The 18,939-nt window shown below is 51.7% G+C and carries 5 protein-coding genes; 4 read left to right on the forward strand and 1 reads right to left on the reverse strand.

Features of this window, described 5'->3' with window-relative positions:
- Positions 1-127: 127 nt before the first annotated feature.
- Positions 128-8,437, forward strand: a complete 8,310-nt coding sequence (locus tag H7F31_RS10025; RefSeq protein WP_187104030.1) for an InlB B-repeat-containing protein — start codon at positions 128-130, stop codon at positions 8,435-8,437.
- Positions 8,438-8,535: 98 nt separating this feature from the next.
- On the opposite strand, the gene H7F31_RS10030 is transcribed toward H7F31_RS10025, so the two are convergent.
- Positions 8,536-12,549, reverse strand: a complete 4,014-nt coding sequence (locus tag H7F31_RS10030; RefSeq protein ID WP_187104031.1) for an RCC1 domain-containing protein — start codon at positions 12,547-12,549, stop codon at positions 8,536-8,538.
- 95 nt (positions 12,550-12,644) lie between these two features.
- Here H7F31_RS10030 and H7F31_RS10035 point away from each other — a divergent pair, with 95 nt between their 5' ends.
- The 3 genes from H7F31_RS10035 (at position 12,645) to H7F31_RS10045 (ending at position 18,906) form a co-directional block, all read left to right on the forward strand.
- Entirely contained in the window at positions 12,645-15,494 is a 2,850-nt protein-coding gene (locus H7F31_RS10035; protein WP_187104032.1) for a GAF domain-containing sensor histidine kinase, read from the forward strand.
- Positions 15,495-15,519: 25 nt separating this feature from the next.
- Entirely contained in the window at positions 15,520-16,179 is a 660-nt protein-coding gene (locus H7F31_RS10040; protein ID WP_187104033.1) for a response regulator, read from the forward strand.
- Positions 16,180-16,473: 294 nt separating this feature from the next.
- A complete protein-coding gene (locus H7F31_RS10045; RefSeq protein WP_187104034.1) occupies positions 16,474-18,906 on the forward strand; it encodes a hypothetical protein in 2,433 nt (810 codons plus the stop codon).
- Positions 18,907-18,939 lie beyond the last annotated feature (33 nt).

Here is an 18,939-nt window from a genome sequence, read left to right on the forward strand (position 1 = left end):
AATTTGGTTGTTACGAAGGGAAGGTTAACGTAACTGGCAGGGGCTATAGGTCTTTGGCATTGGGAATGAGAGAGTCAGTATGGCAATTAAAGAGATTCATAACAGCTACTAGAAGGGATGAAAGAGTTTGAAGCAGGCAATAAAACGTGGATGGAAGTTAAAATCGCGGATTCTGGCGTTGATGCTGGTTTTCAGCATGGTGGTGGGCTTGCTGCCAGTGAACTTAATGCCGGTGCAGCAGGCGACAGCGGCCGAATCGAGCGGGTTTCAAGATGTTCGTCCAACGGATTGGTTCTACGATGCGGTTCTCTATGTCCAGAAGAATGGAATATTCAACGGAACGGGTGTTGACAGCTTCTCGCCCCAGGGTACGATGACGCGTGCCATGTATGTGACGGCGCTTGGACGAATGGCAGGCGTGGATGTAAGTAAGTATCCAATCTCGAACTTTGCCGATGTGCAGACGGGGATTTGGTATGCGCCATATGTAGAGTGGGCGGCTAAGAAAGGGATTACCGCCGGCACGGGCAACGGGAACTTTTCTCCGGATGCAACCGTATCCCGTGAGCAAATGGTGACGATGACTTTGCGGTATTTTGAAAGCCATCAGATTCCCTATCAAACAAGCAATCATGTAACTACAAAGCCGAGTGATCTCGCAAATGTTTCTTCTTGGGCAGTTGACGCGGTCGTCAAGCTGTGGCAAGCAGGCTTGTTCGTTGGAGATGCCAATGGCAATTTCAACCCGCATGACCAAGCAACCCGTGCGCAAGCTGCCGTTACCTTCATGCGCAGCAATGCGGTTGTGGGGGCGTGGCAAGGACAGAATCAAGCGACGGCGACGCCTAAGCCAACACCAGCACCAACATCAACGCCTGAACCCAGCAGCAACACCGGCGGCAACAGCGGTGGCAATGGTGGTGGCAATGGCGGTGGCGGCAACATCACTCCTGAGTATGCGCTTACGTTCGAGAGCAACGGAGGTACAGCGGTAAATGGCCAGACGGTGAGACAGGGCTCCAAGGCAGAGGTACCTGAAGTGCCGACAAAGGAAGGTTACACGTTCGGCGGCTGGTATAGCGACAGCAGCTTGGCAATTCCCTACGACTTCACGGAAGCGGTGACGGGCAAGCTTACGTTGTACGCGAAGTGGACGATTAAGAGCTTTACGGCGAGCTTTGATAGTAACGGCGGGCCTCTGGTTAGTAGTCAGCCAGTGAATTATGGCGGCACGGTTACGGAACCTGACGCACCGACGCGGGTTGGTTATACGTTCGGCGGTTGGTACAGCGACAGCAGCTTGACAGTCGGCTACAGTTTCACGACACCGGTAACGGATAACATGACGTTGTACGCAAAATGGACGGCCAGATACACAGTGAGCTTCAACAGTAACGGCGGATCGACGGTGGCTGAGCAGACGGTGAACGAAGGCGCTAAAGCAGCGGCACCTAGCACGCCGACGAAGAATGGTCATGTGTTCGGCGGCTGGTACAGCGATAGCAACTTGACGACCGCATACGACTTCACAACAGCTCTGGTGACGGGTAATATCACGTTGTATGCGAAGTGGACGATTGTTCAAAAAAACAACTACACGGTAAGTTTCATCAGCAACGGTGGTACGGCAGTGGCTGACCTGACGGTGGAAGAAGGCGCCGTGGCTGCGGCACCCGGCACCCCAACTCGGGAAGGATATACGTTCGGCGGCTGGTACAGCGATAGCGGCTTGACAAGCCATTACGGCTTTACGGCAGCGGTGACTGGCCCTATCACGTTGTATGCGAAATGGACGATTAATAGCTACACGGTGAGCTTTGTCAGCAACGGCGGATCGGCGGTGAATAGCCAGTCCGTGAATTATAACGGCATGGCTGCGGAACCTGGCGCTCCAACTCGGACAGGTTATACGTTCGGCGGCTGGTACAGCGACGGCAATTTGACGAACGCCTACAGCTTTACGGCAAAGGTGACTGGTAATCTGACGTTGTATGCGGAGTGGACGATTAATAGCTACACAGTGAGCTTCAACAGCAACGACGGCTCAGAAGTGAATAGTCAGTCTGTAAATTATGGCGGATCAGCGACGGAACCTACCGCCCCGACACGGGCAGGCTTTACGTTCGACGCCTGGTACAGCGATAGCGACTTGCGTAGCCCTTACGGCTTTACGGCAGCTGTGACGCAAGACATCACGTTGTATGCGAAGTGGACAGCTAATGCCTACACGTTAAGTTTTGATAGTGACGGCGGAACGGCGCTAACCTCTCAGACGGTACAAGCAGGAGAAGCGCTGGGTAAACTGCCTGCCCCAGCTAAGGAAGGGGATATTTTCCAGGGCTGGTTTAGGGACAGCGATCATTTGCTAATTTTCGCAGAAGGAAGTTCCATTATCGAGGATACGACCTTGTATGCGAAGTATATGGATAGCGTGGATAATGCCGTACAGACTACGCCTAGCCACTCGATGCTGGATGTTTCGCCGAACTTCACGATTGCTGTTATAGACGCATCGGGCAATCTGACGGCATCCGAGGTTAAAGCGGGCATGTCGTTCAAGGATATAGCGAATCCCGACTTCGCGGGGATTACTGTCACCGGAGCGAACGATCTCTTCACGGTAGCTTCGGCAGCCGAAGGCGGCGAGTTCGTCGAGGGCAACACCTATCAACTTACGTTGACTGACGACAACCTGCGTTTCCAAGGACAAGATGCGACGACGCGCATCTATGTGTTTAGCGTTGCCAAGCAAGAAGTCATGAATGTTCCTCTCAATCCGAACATGATTTATCTGGCCTTTACCGAGGTCTCGGATATGATGCTGGATGGCGCGAATGTGGATTCGCCGGCCATACCTGTCGTCACGACGACGGTGGGCGGCAGCGGAAATACGCTGGCTGAGGCGAATGCAAGCAGTGGAACGTTCGTTTATGGCGGAAGCGCCTCGATTAAAGTTGGCGATACCGTCGCCATCTATCAAGGGGTTCGCCCTGATCTTCGCACGATAGAAACAACCGCTGAAGACGCTGGTGATGTCGCGTATGTCCAGATCACAGCGGTTCACGGTACAACCTACACCTATGGTCGCGCGGACTCGGATCAAGTGTTGTTCAAACCGGATGTGCTGCCGGTGAGCGTAGAGGCCGACACGGATGAAAATCCCGATAACAACTCCATCACGGTTGAGCACTCCGTGATGAACTACAGCGACAGTATGTATGAGCCGCTCGGCTTGGATGAGCTGACGACGGTGGATGTGGGCGATTTTATCGGGTTTTATGAAGGCGAGTTCGCCATTAATGGTGAATTCGCTGATGAAGATTTGAGGATCGTCGGCTACGGGCGCATCACCTCCATTACGTCTGCGGCAGAGATGGACATCATTACGTATACCGATGCTACGGTAGAGGACGTTACAAATTCGTTCAACCTCTATCAGGAGCAAGCGATTAACGGAGACGTGCTATTGTCGGATGAGCAGGTCGCGAGGCTCGAAGCGCAAATCGAGCAGCAAGCGATCGACAGCGGATTCGTCGATCAAGCCGCGAATTATCTGAGCGCCATTGCTATGGAGACGAATGACTTCAAGGCACAGTCGAAGGTAGGTATACTATCGGCAGACACGGTAACGGTAGAGAATCTGACCGTCGTTGCTTCGCTCGGCACGAAGCTGAAGCACATTAACGGCCGAACCTCCGGCGTGAGCGCTACCTTGCAAGTAGGAGCCGATATTGTCGTCAATGGCGAAGAGGGCGCCCTCGTCATCCATATGACGGGTACCTTCATTCAGGAGATGAGTCTGGATCTCGGCGTTAATTCGGAGACGAAATGGCACTGGTACACCGTAAATACTTTTTTTGGTAGAATTCCTCTATTCCCGGTCATTGATGATTATGTGATTACGGCGAATCTGGATGCCTATAGCTACACGGGGCTCAACATCAAAGCGGAGATGGCTCTTGTCGAACACGACAAGCTGGGAGCTGCACTGGATGACTGGCTGGATGCGAAGACCTCGGGCCTCTTTAGTCAAGTGCGGGACATCGCGACAGAAATCGAAGCGATCATGGCGGGCGTGCAAGATACCGACGTGGATGTAGAGACTCTGAAGGAACAGTATAAAGAGATGTTGGAGCAAGACACGGAATGGGTTCCGTTAATCGAGAAGGAAATTTTCGAGGCGAGCATGCGCGTAGCTTTAGGGATTGTAGAAATCAAATTTGAGGCCAAGTTTGTGGTCAGTGCTCAGGTCAACCTGACGATCGGGGCGGATTTCTACTATAAAATGGCGAAGCGTTACTCGGTGACATTGCGCGTACTGAGTTTTAGCGGCACGAGCAATACAGTCAGCTTGCCGGGAGACGGCGATTATCAGTTTACCTTCTATGTGATGGGGACGCTCGGATTACGAGCCGGTATTAATCTGGAGGTAAAAGCGGGGATTGGAAGTGTCGAATTAAATAGCATTGGGATTTCCGCAGAACCCGGTGTGTATTTGAATCTATGGGGTTACTTCTATTATCAGTTAAAAAATGTGAGCGGGGTAAAAAGCACGAAGTCTTTGGGCGCCCTGTATGTTGAGGTAGGCATCTATTTGGAGGTGGAACTCGGCGCCCAAATAGGCGATGGCATGCTCTCGACCAGCGTGGAGCTGGTTGATGAAGAGTGGCCGCTGTATACAATAGGGGAGTCCAATAATGTCTACAATTTTGACTATTCGCAGAATGAAACGCCCCTATTGAAAATGGCAGGCCGGGTGACCACCGCCACAGTTCCGGAGATGCTGTTCACCATGCGTATGTTTGATTTGAAGTCAGGCGAAACGAATACCGAGAAGTATGACCTCTCGAGGTTCGATATCCAGGTGGACAATCCGAATTTCAAGTATGATCCGAAGACCCAAAAGATCGAAGTGGTGGACAAGACGATTCCGGTGAGTGAGGGCAATCTGGTCATCACCTGGAAAGGGGCGCCGCTGTCGTTCACGTCGGAACCGCTGAGGCGCAAGATTCCGTTAAATTGGATGGCTAGAATTGGCGACTATATTCTAGAGCTGTACCCGCGGAATGGCGGAGCAACTCAGGTGATTGCCGCCCCTTATAACGCGGCGATCAGCGTAACCGATCTGGAATATTCGGGATACACCTTTGATGGATGGTATACGGCTCCTACAGGCGGAACGAAGATTACGATTCCGAGCCAAATGCCTGCCGAGGATATGATTCTGTTCGCGCGCTGGATCGCGAATACGAATACACCGTATACGGTCAAGCATTACTTGATAGACCCGAACACCGGGACATCGACTTCGCCTGTGTTTACGGAAAACTTGACCGGAACAACTGACACGAGAATTGTGATCAACTCCGAGAGGTACAAAGATCAAGGGTATACGAATGGCACGGTAAGCGGCGCATTGCTCAAAGGCGACGGCACGACGGCTCTCAGGGTTGAATATTATCCGACGAACCGAAAGATGACCTTCTCTTTGGGCTATGAAGGTGCGCAGGCAAGCAGTTCGATAACGGAACCGTTCGGTAAGAACATCGCCGGTCGGATCCCGGTGCCGACAAGACCGGGTTATACGTTTGCCGGTTGGTCGCCGGAGGTTCCAAGCGTAATGCCGACTACGGACACGACCTATACGGCAAGGTGGACAGCCAAAACGGACACGCCTTACCAAGTCGTACATTTGCAGCAAGATATAAATATTAATAGCGGCACTTATACCGTTGTGGATAAAGAATCGTATCGCGGCACAACCGATGCCACGGTAAATTCGGCGGATGTAACGCCAAAGGCCTATGAGGGTTTTACCTTTGATCCGACTGCTGCGCAGACAGCTAATATAGCGAGCGACGGCTCCACGGTGCTGAAGCTGTATTACAAGCGCAATAGCTACGCCATGACGATAAATTACAATGGTTCTGGCCAAGCGAGCAAGGTCGAAAACGTACCGTTCGGGGCAACGACGGGGATACGCCTTGGCACCCCGGCCTGGCTGGGGTATACATTCGCAGGGTGGATCTCGGACCCTGTGTTAGCGGAGTCTTCGACAACGATGCCTGCCCATCCTGTCGAGTTTATCGCGCAGTGGACGCGGAACGGCTACACGGTAAGCTTCAACAGCAACGGTGGGTCGCCGGTGAGCAACCAGACGGTAGAATATGGCTCCCAAGTAAGCGAACCGGATCAACCGACGAAGGATGATTTGGTGTTCGGCGGCTGGTATCGTGACAGCAACTTGCAGACTGTCTACGTCTTTAGCGCACTGATCACAGATCATCTCACGCTATATGCGAAGTGGCTGCGCGGCTACACGGTGAGCTTCGACAGCAACGGCGGGTCGGCGGTGGCTGACCGGAAGGTGAACGAGGGAGACAAGGCGGCGGCGCCTGCCGCACCGACGAAGGAAGACTTTGTGTTCAGCGGCTGGTACAGCGACAGCGATTTGACGAGCGCCTATGACTTCGAGACCAATGTTGTAACGGGCAGCTTCACGCTGTATGCAAAGTGGACGAGTGTTCCAAAAGTCAGCTACACGGTGAGCTTCGACAGCAAGGGCGGGTCGCAGGTGGACCCTCTGACGGTGTACGAAGGCGCGGTAGCTGCGCAACCTAGCGCGCCAACGCGCGAAGGTTATACGTTCGAAGGCTGGTACGATAGCAGCAGCTTGACGAACCGCTTCAGCTTCTCGACACCGATTACGACTGACCTCACGTTGTTTGCAAAGTGGACGGATAACATCTACACGGTGAGCTTCAACAGCAACGGCGGGTCGGCGGTGGACAGTAAAACGGTGATTCATAGAAATACGGTGGCGCAACCTGCCGCGCCAACTCGGGAAGATCATAGGTTCGAAGGCTGGTTCAGCGATTTCGAACTGAACAATAGGTACATCTTCTCGACATCGGTGATGGCTGACCTCACCTTGTACGCGAAGTGGACGCCTTATTACACGGTGAGCTTCAACAACAACGGTGGTCCGGCTGTGGCTGATGTGAAGGTGCTAAGGGACGTCATGGTTTACCCGCCTGATCCAACGACGCGAGCAGGTTATACGTTCGGCGGTTGGCACAGCGACAGCGAGTTGACGAACCGCTACAACTTCTCGACACCGGTGACGGGCAATCTGACCTTGTACGCCTTGTGGACATTAAACGTCCACACGGTGACCTTTGTCAGCAACGGCGGGCCAGTTGTGGAGAGCCAGGCGGTGGTTCCAGGAAGCAGCGCTGTGGCGCCTGCCGTACCGAATCGGGTCGGCTACAAGTTCGAGGGTTGGTACAGCAACAGCAATTTGACGACGGTCTATAACTTCTCTGCAAAGGTGAACGCTAACCTTACCTTGTACGCGAAATGGACGCAAACATCGTGGCTGCAAGTCGGCGACGAGATGAATGCGGGAGCGGGGGATCAGTCCAAAGTCGTAATTGACAGCCATGGCATTCCTTATGTGGCTTATGTGACTTGGAATTCCGAAGTATTCGTTATGAAATACGTGGATAACGAGTGGCGGTCCGTCGAAAGCTCAACCGCTCTCGAGAAATCGGGTTCGGGTACTGTATCGCTTGCCATAGACAGCTTGGACACGCTTTACGTTGCATATTCCAATCTATCCCAAAAAGCGGTCGTAAAGAAATATAATGAGGGCGCTTGGCAATCCGTAGGCAGCATAGAAGGAAGGGGGAACCATCCTTACATCGCCATAGACAAGGATAACACTCCTTATATAGCTTACATCGATGACTCTCAGAGCACCTATAATTCCATATATGTGGCGAAGTACACAGGCAGCAATTGGGAGAGGATAGACGATGGTGCAATAGGGTCGAGTACAACTCGTAATCTAATTATGGCGTTTGACCAAAGCAAGACCCCTTATCTATTCTATACGTATAGATCCGGGGGAGTCGGGACAAAAACAAATGTGGTTAAATTCAACAGCACTGGTGCGGGCTATGCTCAGGAGGAGATCAGTGACTCCCAGTTCCAGACAATTGGCATGTTTGATGCGTCATTCGCGCTTGATCCAAGCGGCGTACCTTATGTGGCCTATATGAGCAGTTCTACCAAAGTGACCGTGATGAAATATATGGGATCCACTTGGGAATCTGTAGGCACTTCCGGATTCACGATAACATCGGATGATTCGAAGGACTTATCTACCGTTATCGCATTTGACAGATCCGGTACTCCTTATGTTGCTTATCGAGATGCTGCAAGCGGCGGCAGAGTGACTGTGATGAAATACGGGGGTGGCAGTTGGAGTCTCGTAGAGAGGGCAGGCATCTCCGCCGATAACGTATATGGGATACGTCTTGCCTCGGACAGCAGCGACAACATCTATGTGAATTATATCGTAGTCTCAACAGGCCCAATAACTGAAGGTAAAGTGTCCGTGATGAAGTATGATCCGGACTTCCATCAACCTTGACAGATCAGACTGGCAGAGCAGCCTACTCCCTTCGGAGTAGGCTGTTCTGTTGTGAGTCCGGCATGCGCCATAGCTTTTTTCTTATCATGTCGAACCGGCTATTGCCGCTGCTCCATCATGCGAAGCAATATTGTGACGGTTTCCGCCCTGGTTGCAACGCCATTAGGATCGAAGCGGCCATCGCTTCGGCCCAGCAAGATGCCTTTCTCCGACAGCGCGCCAATCGCGCCGATGGCCCATGAAGGCAAGGAGCCTGCATCTGTGAATTTGGATGCCGCTTTGCTATTATCATCCGCCTTAAGAACGCGCGCTACAATAACGGCAAGCTCGGCTCTCGTCAAGCCTTTGCCCGGTCTAAAGGAGCCGTCGGGATAACCGCTGAGCAGATTCTCGGCGAATAATTGGCTAATGGCATCTCTTGCCCATAAGCCGATCTCCGCTTTATCGGTGAAGTCGGGCATGGATGAAGCTGCATGCAGCTTTAAGGCAGGCGCAAGCATGACTGCGAATTCCGCGCGGGAGATCACGCGGTCTGGCTTGAATGAGCCATCCGGATAGCCTTTGACGATGCCGGCGGCGATCGCTTGACTGATAACCGATTCCGCCCAATGGCTGGCAATGTCTCTTGGTTTGTTCTGCAGTTCTTCGGGGGATTGTTCGTTGTTGCCGCCCTCTCCGCCGCTTTCGTTATCTCCATCATCGTCATTGCCATTGTCCTCGTCCGTTCCTTTGCCGCTGCCAGTACCTCCATCGCTGCCGCCGCCAGTTGGCGTGCTGTCCGTAACGCCGACAGTCAAGGTTTGCGGCTTGCCGGCGGTGAATACGAAGGTTAGCGTATGGCTGCCGACACTCAGCTTGCTCAGGTAAGTCGGCTGGAGAATCACTTTATTGCCTTGCAGTTGGTAGTCCATGCCTTCATGTAAGACCCCATCGCCACGAGTGATGCTCTTAAGCATATTGCCGTTCAACGACAACGATATCTCCATCGTTCGCTGACCGTTTGTGTAGCGATCGAAGGAAGCGGCGACAGGGCTGATTACGCTATTGTCCGCGCGGAACCAAGCGAGGGAGTGATATTGCCCCGCCGCAATGCCTTTCGCGCCGGTCAGACGTACCAGATTCGTTGGACCATAGCGTTCCGAATCATTGTTGAGACCCAACTGGCCGTTATCATTGAAGCCCAATCCGTAAACCTCTCCGTTCTCGGCCAGCAGCAGCGTATGATTGCCGCCTGAGGCAACTTTCTTTATTGGAGGCATATTGGTTTCGATCAACGTGGGTTCGTTGATGTCATCATACCAGTCCTCACCCAGTCCAAGCGCGCCAGCGTAGGCGTCTCCAAACGCCAGCACCTTGCCGTCGCTTGTCACGAGAAACGAGCGTCCATAAGCCCATGAGCTGTTCTCTTCTCGTTCGTATTCACCGCCAGCCGCGATTGCTGCGATTGTGTTGTCGCCCGTGTCCACGATAGTCGGCACGAATGCATTATTCCAATCGCCCAGTCCCAGTTCTCCTTCTTCTCCGCTTCCGAACGAGAGAACATCTCCGTCCGCAGTCAGCAGCAGCGAATGTCCAGGACCGGCAGCGATCGCTGCAATTTCCGGAATATTCTCGAGCAGAGCTGGCACAGCCAGATAATTGGATGCATTGGGAGAGGGCGATCTCTCTACGCCAAGCTGTCCGAAATCATTTCTGCCGAATACGTACACCTCGCCGTCTTCCGTAAGCGCAAGCGAATGAACGCCGCCCGCCGCTACGGCTTTGATGCCGCTGAGCCCTTCAATCTTCACGGGTGCAATAACGTAGTAATCCTGTTCTGACGCAGGCTCCGAACCCAGTTGTCCGAATTGATTGTAACCCCAGCCGTATACGTCTCCGGCTTCGCTTAGCAGCAGCGCATGTTCGCCGGAGGCTGATATGGACGCTATCGCAGGCAGGTTCTCGAATAAGGCAATAGGCTCCTCTTCGTCCCCAAGCTCTTGAAAAATACCGCTGAACGCGTATACATCGCCTTCTGATGTCAAAGCCATAGAGTAGAAGGAACCGGCAGCAGCCTCTCGGATCTCTTGATCGCGCAGAACCTCCATGTAACTCGGAAGCGTACGATATTGGTAATCGCCAAATCCCAGTTGACCGAAAAAGTTGGCGCCAAATGCGTATAATCCTTCTTCTCCATATACCGGATCCAACAAATGAACAGACAGCTTGGGATAAACGCCTTTGTCCATCCGAAACGTCAATTCGGCATGTTCTCCCTTCAGAGTCAGCAGATAGTCCGACGAGATGGTTACTTGTTGTTCGTTGCTGCCCGGGGATGAAATCCAATAGTCGCTCCCCTCGGATAGCGGTGTCATGCCATTGAGGATACCCAGGAATTGATTTCCGTATAATTCAACTGTTATGTCGACATTTCCTTGGAACCGAACATCGCGTTCGATAATGATATGATCTTGATACAGCCTGCTGTTATTGCTTTTTAGCATCTGCACAGGAATTGCAATTTCCGTGTTGTCGCTGAACGTAAAGACAAGCGAATGGTTGCTTGTATTATGGATATAGAAATCGCTTAAAAATGTTTTGGAGATGGTGACGTTATTTCCTTCGATCGTGTAGGAGGTTCCTGCCGCCAGGATTTGACTGCGAGCGTAGGCGTTTTCAAGATACGACAGCTTGATGCCGGACAACGTGTTGCCGTTCAATTCAAGCTCAATATCTGTGATCTGCTCCTCTAGCAACGATGGGTTTTGGTCGAACACAAGGTCTGGCGTCAGGACGAAGCTTAACGGTTTGTTGATGATTGACAGATCCAGCGACTGCGGATCTCCGTAACTAAATCGAAACGTAAGCACGTACTCGCCGACTCCCAGACCGGTCAAATAAGATTTGAGGAGGTAGAATTGATTATCAACAATGCTGTAGTCCTCCCCGGCCGTCAATATCCCGGTTTCGTCTTCAACACTGACGAGTATATTGCCGTTCCGCTTCACGTCAATGGCCAGATCTGTTTCCTTATCGGGTCTGAACGCATTAAAGGCTGCGGTTTGCTGACCCAGTTTGCCGACCGTTTTGCCTATGACCAACGAGTGACTATATCCTGCCGAAATGAAACGGATATCGGATATATCGGTCAAAGACAACAGTTCAGGCGCTCTCAAGGTATTACTTGGATACGTTCCCCAGTTACCTGAAAAACCAGTTCCATATAAGCTGCCTTCGTCAGTCAGGAACAGCGTATGTTGCGCGCTGCTCGAAACAGCCGATACATGGCTCAACCCGAGAGGCGTCGGTTTTCTGTAATACACATAATGCTGGCTTGGATCGTACAGTCCCAGTTGTCCTGTGGGGCTCGAACCACCGAAAGCATACACTTTGCCGCTTGATGTCACGACAAACGAAGCGAGGCTGCCGGCTTCCACAGCAGATCCCCATCCAGCAGACTCGCCAGCAGGCTCGGTAATCTTCTGAGGCGTGCTGAAAATGCTAGTCGTAGTGTTAAGCCCGAGTTGACCGTTATTATTGCCGCCGAAGGCATAAACCTCGCCGCTGTCGAGCAGAGCAAGCGAATGGTTTAATCCTGCCGAAATGGCCTTTACATTGGAAAAGCCCGTAATAAGCTGTGGCGTAGAGGAGGCAACGGTGTTGCCGTTCCCAAGCTGTCCTTCGCCATTATTGCCGAACGCATAGACCTGTCCCGTATTCGTCAAGGCAAGCGAAAAGCGATGACCTGCTGATATCGCGGAGATACCTGAGAGGTTTGGGACAAGCGTCGGAGTTGTGCGAGGCTGATTGTCGCCGAGGCCCAACTGCCCGAATTCATTAAGGCCGAAGGCGTATACCGACCCATCGTTGGTCAGTAAAAGAGCGTGCTGATAGAATGAGGAAACGGCCTGTACCGGCGGAAGCCCCTCAAGCTTTGTCGGCACTGTAATATTGTCATTTGAAAAGGGGTCTGCAATTTTGTCGAGCTTTTTACCAAAGTAGTATACGTCCCCTTCTTCTGTGAGAACCAAAGAAAATTTTTCGCCTGCTTCAACTGCTTTCACATTAAGGTGGGACAAGACGTCGATGCCTCCTGGCGATTGAACATCGAAGAAATTAGCTTCGTCCCTCACTGTCGCTCTTCCTAGCTGACCATTGCTGTTCGTCCCCATCGATATCGCTATACCTGTGTTGGAAGCAGTAGCGCCATCCTCATCCGCGGACGCGGATGACGGCGGAGCAGCGAAAGGCTGCCAAGGAACGGATGAACGTCGGAGGAGCGGAGCCGTTTCTGCAGATTGCGGCAGGTCTGCTGGAGGATGAATGGGATCGTAGCTACCCCCTTGTATTCAACGTGAACATGGAACTGGCACAGGCCGAAATATTATTGAAGCGATTCGACGAAGCTGCCTGTCGGTTAGAGCGTTTGTTGAAGCAGGCCGCCTCAGATACCGACCGTGTTCAGGTGTACATTCTGATGCTTCAAATGGAGAAAAGCCGGGAAAATTATGGAGAATTGCTGCGGATAGGAAGGCTTGCGCTCGCTTTGTCAGGTCAGCGCTACCCCGATAGACCCGGCATAACGGAAGTGCTTCGGAGCTGGTCCTCTATGCGATGGAAGCTTCGCGGAAAGTCTGTGGAGGCTCTTGGCAAGTCTGCTCCTATGACAGATGGACGTATCAAGCTTGTCATGTCCATTCTCGTCTACATGAGCCAGGCCAGCTTTGTGGAGCATAAACGGGAATGGGCTTGCGCCATCTTCCGAATGATCGAGCTGACGGCCGAGCACGGTCTCGTGCCCGAATCCGGACATGGCTTCGCAGGCTACGCGCTGCTGCTGGATTACGTCTTTCATCGTTATGATACGGCTTACCGCTGGGGAAAGGTTGCCTGCGACGTTGCACGAAACAAACCGGATATCTATGCCCATGTGTATAGTACCTTCTCGATTTGTTTCCTGAGTTGGCGCAAGCATGAGCCCGACTTTCTGATGAAATACGAGAACGAAGTGAGAGATTCCGTGATTCAGACTGGCGATCTGGCCTTGTTCAACTGGACGTTGATGATTAACTGGGCGCTGCAGATTGAATTCAGCTACCCTTTAGGATCGATCTATGAAAGTATGATGGCCAATGCCGAATATTTTTTATTGCCGGAAGCGGACAATCATATCCAACATGCAGCTATTCTCGCTGACTTGCTTGTGAAGCTGACGGGGAGAAAGTCGGAGCGAGATCCATTTCCGCCTATTGCCGGCCATGGGGATGTGGTCATGGACGTGGCGGACGGGGATAACTTTGTTCGAAGTGAGAATTTATGCGTAAACCTCTATATTACGGGTTATTTGTTCGGTGATTATAAGACAGCTCTGCAGGCGCTTGATCAATGCGAGAACATGATTCGGTCGAACCCCAATCAGATTTTGGATATATCCAGTCAGCATTATTATGTTGTTCTCGTGCTGAAAGAGCTTTACGGGACCGCGACCGATATGGAACGCAAGGTCTACGTCCAACGGATCAAACGAAGTTTGTCGGCACTCAGGGCGTTGGCAAAAAAAGTTCCAGGACATCATCTGCACAAATACCAGTTGGCCAAGGCGGAGTTAGCCCGACTGATGTGCGATTATACGGCGGCGGAGACGGCGTATGCCGCAGCACTGAATGCTGCGCACGAAGGCGGATTTTTGCACGATTACGCCATAATTGCCGAATGCTACGCCAAGTACGGAATTGAGCGAAACAAGCCTGTGATTTCAAGGTATTACATGAACGAAGCTTACGATTATTACGTGAAGTGGGGAGCGCTGGCCAAGGCTTCGGCGGTGGAACGTCGCCATGGGCATTTACTTCAACAGGGAAGACGAGGATCAATGGAAGCGGATAGCATTGATTATTTGGCGGTCATGAAGTCGGCGCAGAGCATCTCCGGAGAGATGCGGATGGAGAACCTGCTATCCACGCTGATGGATACCATGCTTCGTAATGCCGGGGCGGAGTATGGGGCGCTGCTCATACTGGACGAGAATCAGTGGAACTTAGAGGTGTTTGGCACGGCACGGGAGCTCAAGCATGCAAGGACGCCGCTTGAGGAGGCCCGCGGGCTCGTACCGCTTTCAATGATCAGCTACGCAATCCGGACCGGGGATGAGATCGTTCTTCACGATGCCTCGGAGAGCCGTTTCGAGCGAAGCGAAGAAGTCGTGCACGGCGGTTTGAAGTCGGTGATGTGTCTGCCGATCCGGATTCAGAATCAGTTGATTGGCATGCTGTACCTGGAGAACAATCTGGCAGCCGGCGTGTTCAACCAGAATCGTCGCGATGTCCTTGCTTTGCTGGGCTCGCAATGCGCCATTTCGATCACAAATGCGAAGCTGTATGAAGGCATTCAGTTCCTTACGAATCATCTGGAGGATCAGGTCGAGGAACGCACGAGAGACTTGGAGAAGTCGATGGAGGCGAACTCGGAAGCGCTCGCGGAGATGACGGTATATGCCGAGCGGACGCGTATCGCGCAGGAAATCCACGATATTGTCGGTCATACGCTAACCTCTACGATACTGCAGATCGAAGCGGGCAAGCGGCTCATCAGCAGGGATGTAGAGAGGGCAGAGGCTCGTCTGGGCAGTGCCCAAGATTTGGTGCGTCACAGCTTGAACGAGATACGAAACTCCGTTCACATGCTGCGGGAGGACAAATACTACGATATCGAAAAAGCCCTGCACGATTTGATTCGGGAGACCGAGCGTCATACAGGCGTCGTCGTTCATGCACGCATCGACCCAATCGGTCATTTGTCTTTCCTTTACAAGAAGGTGATCTACCATGCGCTTCAGGAAGGACTGACGAACGGGCTGCGGCACGGCGGGGCGAAAGCGTTCAGCTTTACTCTTATGCTTGAGGCAGGGCAGTATCGCTTCCGCTTGGCTGACAACGGCGTTGGGGCGGAAACGATTGAGCCGGGGTTCGGATTAAAGATGATGGGAGACCGCGTCAAGCAGCTCCATGGCAAGCTGGACATCGAGTTTGAGCCGGGCAAGGGGTGCATGCTGCGAATAGATTTGCCGTCAGGCGCTTGAGCGGCCTGCGGAAAGGGGAGCGAACATGATTAGAATAGTAATAGCGGATGATCAGATGCTCATCCGGGAAGGGCTTGGCACCATTATCGGGCTGGAGGACGATATGGAGGTGCTAGGCATTGCAATGAATGGGAGCGAGGCCTACGAGATGACGGCAAGACTGTCTCCTGACATCGTGCTGATGGATGTCCAGATGCCAGGTATCGATGGCATTACGTCACTCAAGCGTATCAAGTCTGATTATCCAGAGACGAAAGTGCTTATTCTAACGACTTACCTGGAGGAGAAGTATATTGTAGACGGACTTGCGGGCGGCGCTATAGGGTATTTGCTAAAGGATATGGACACCAACAGAATGATCGAAGCCATTCGCGATGCCTATGAAGGTCGATACATCCTGCCGTCGGAGGTGGCCGCGAAGCTGGCCATTCGAATCGCGGATTTGTCGAAGGAGATCGCCGGTGCAGCGCAGCAGTTGTCGACGGTACGCTGGCCAGAGTTGACAGAACGGGAACAGATGGTGGCCGCACTGATCGTTAAGGGCTGCAGCAACCGTGAAATTGCGGCGCAGCTATACATTGCGGAGGGCACGGTCCGGAATTATATCAGCACGCTGTATTCCAAGCTGGAGGTATCCGACCGCGTGCAGGCGATTGTGCTGCTTCAGTCGTTGCTGCGCGCATAGGAACCGAACAGATCCATGGACAGATTTGTAATGGTTAAGCACGGTAGCTGACGTATATATTAAGCCGATGCATTTTCTATAGAGCATTCGTTTGAGTTTTAGACAGCCGTTTCTACTGAGAGGGCTGTCTTTTTTTGTGAATTATAAGAAAAAATGAAGCAATTAAAAGAAATGCATCATGCATAATGAGGAAATGTGAATCCTCAGAAGGAAGGATGAATATTTCAATTCAGGTCGATTTGCAGTAGCTTTAGGCTATGCGAGATACCCCAAATATCAGGAGGCGTTTGAGAAATGACCAATCGATTGAGGAATAACCTGAAGCTATGCGAAGTCTCCGATGCAAGTATTATTCTGTCGGGCTCGGTGTCTGCTCGAGGCCAAAATGCGGTTCATATATTAGTTGAAGAAATTGAACGAAGAACGGGCATCCGCTTACCTGTTATGGATTCTGTTCCTAATGAGCAACGGCCGCTCATCTCTATTAAAATGGTCAATTCCTCATCATCCCCGGCCTATGGTCAGGAAGGCTTCCGGATTCGGATAAGTCAGTCGAACGGAAGAAAGTTAATCGAAATTGAAGCGGCAGATGACAGAGGGATTTTGTATGGCGTTGGAAAGCTGCTAAGAATGATGTATCTGACAAAAAACAAAATCGAAGTTCCAACTGATGTGGACCTGGCGGAAACACCGCATTTTTCCCTGAGAGGACATCAATTGGGCTACAGACCCAAAACCAATGCCTATGACGCCTGGACGCCCGAAATATATTCGCAGTATATTCGAGAGCTTGCATTGTTCGGGACAAATAGTATCGAAATTGTACCGCCGATCACCGATGACGAAAGAACGGGACCGCTCATGAAGTATGACCCGTTGTTTATGATGCGTCATGTTTCGGAGGTGTGCGATGCGATGGATTTGGATGTGTGGATCTGGTACCCGAATATGGGCAGTCCGGATAACTGGTATCCAGCAACCGGAAATGATGAAGAGTTTATGAAACCGGAATACTTGAAGCGGCAATTGGAAGAACGAGAAGAGATTTTCAGTTCCATGAAGCGAATCGATCATATTCTGGTTCCCGGCGGGGATCCCGGAGCATTAAACGCCCAGGATTTATTTGATTTTATGGCCATGGAAGCGGAATTGCTAAATAAGTATCATCCCAACGCGAAGCTGTGGGTATCCCCTCAAGCTTTTAATCCAACGGATGAATGGCTGGATACGTTCTATACGAATGTGAGGAAAGAACCTGCTTGGCTCGCTGGAGTCGCCTTTGCGCCATGGGAGAAACATTCGTTGCCAGAGTTGCGACAATTGATCCCCGAAGGGATGAAGATTCGCAATTACCCGGATATTACGCATACGATCAACGCGCAGTACCCTGTGCACAACTGGGACACGGCATTTGCGATGACTCATTCCAGAGAATGCATCAATCCTCGGCCAATGGCTATGAAGCATATTCATAATCTCCTAAAGGACGAAGGAATAGTCGGTTCGCTTACTTATTCGGAAGGCATTAATGACGATGTAAATAAATTTGTCTGGGGTGGGCAGGATTGGAATCCCGACACGCCTGTTCTGGAGACGCTGAAGGAATATGCCCGTTTCTTCATTCATCCGGACGTGGAATACGGTGTCGCTAATGGGCTTCTTGCGCTGGAACAAAACTTTGAAGGACCGATGATGACGAATCGTCAAATTTCGCACACGTTGAATCAGTGGCGGAAAATGGAATCCAGAGCGGAGGAACAAGTTTTACAAAACTATCGATTCGAAATGGGGCTGCTCAGGGCCTATTATGACGCGTATGCCCAAAGAAGGCTGATCCATGAGCAGGAACTGGAGCAGCGTGCAATGGATGTTCTGTATCGAGTGGATGAGGCAGGGACTATGCCGGCAATGGAACAGGCCGAAGAAATTCTGAATCGAAAATATTCGCAACCGGTTTGTACGGATTACAGAGAAAAGTGTTTGGATCTGGCAGACCGTTTGTTTGCGCATATTGGCGCGCAGCTAACGGTGTCAAAACATCAGGGGGTCAGCATTACCCGGGGGGCTTTCGTAGAGGCTATCGACACCCCGCTTAACGACATGGCTTATCTTTTGTCAGCCTTCAATGTGATCAGGTCCATGGAAGAAGAGTCTTCGAGGAAAGGGGCCTTGGATGCCATCATTTATAGAACCGATCCTGGAGAAGGCGGGGTTTATACCAATTTTGCGGCAGACCAGTCGTTATCGCGGGTTGAAATTGCCCATAAGTGGAAGGATGATCCGGGCTATCTCGATACGGCGCTTATCAGACATAATCCGGGTTTGCTGGAAACGGCTTATTCCATTCTGAACGGCAGTAATTCGCATACGTTGCTTTGTCGGGAAACGTGTAATCGAATTCTTCCTGGTTTAACAAGTCCGCCGCTTGCCTGGATCTCCAATCTGTCTTCTTACTATTCGGCTCCAGTCAAAGTAACCTATTCGAATTTGGACAGTCGCAGTTCCTACACCCTGCAAGTCATGGGACTCTGGGGAGGGGGCGTTGATATGCTTCTTAATGGCAAGAGCACGGCAGACAACGAGATAACGCACAGAGGACTGATGGAAACCTTTGAAGTGACTCCGGATATGATCCCGGGCGGGGTACTAGAGATTGTTTGGGTTAACGAAGAATCGGGAATCGGACCCTACATCAACGAATTGTGGTTGAAAAGGGATAACAGTTAAGGACAATCCTTGGGCTAATACTGGCTTACTTTC

The organism is Paenibacillus sp. PAMC21692, assembly GCF_014303795.1.
Taxonomy (GTDB): domain Bacteria; phylum Bacillota; class Bacilli; order Paenibacillales; family Paenibacillaceae; genus Pristimantibacillus; species Pristimantibacillus agaridevorans.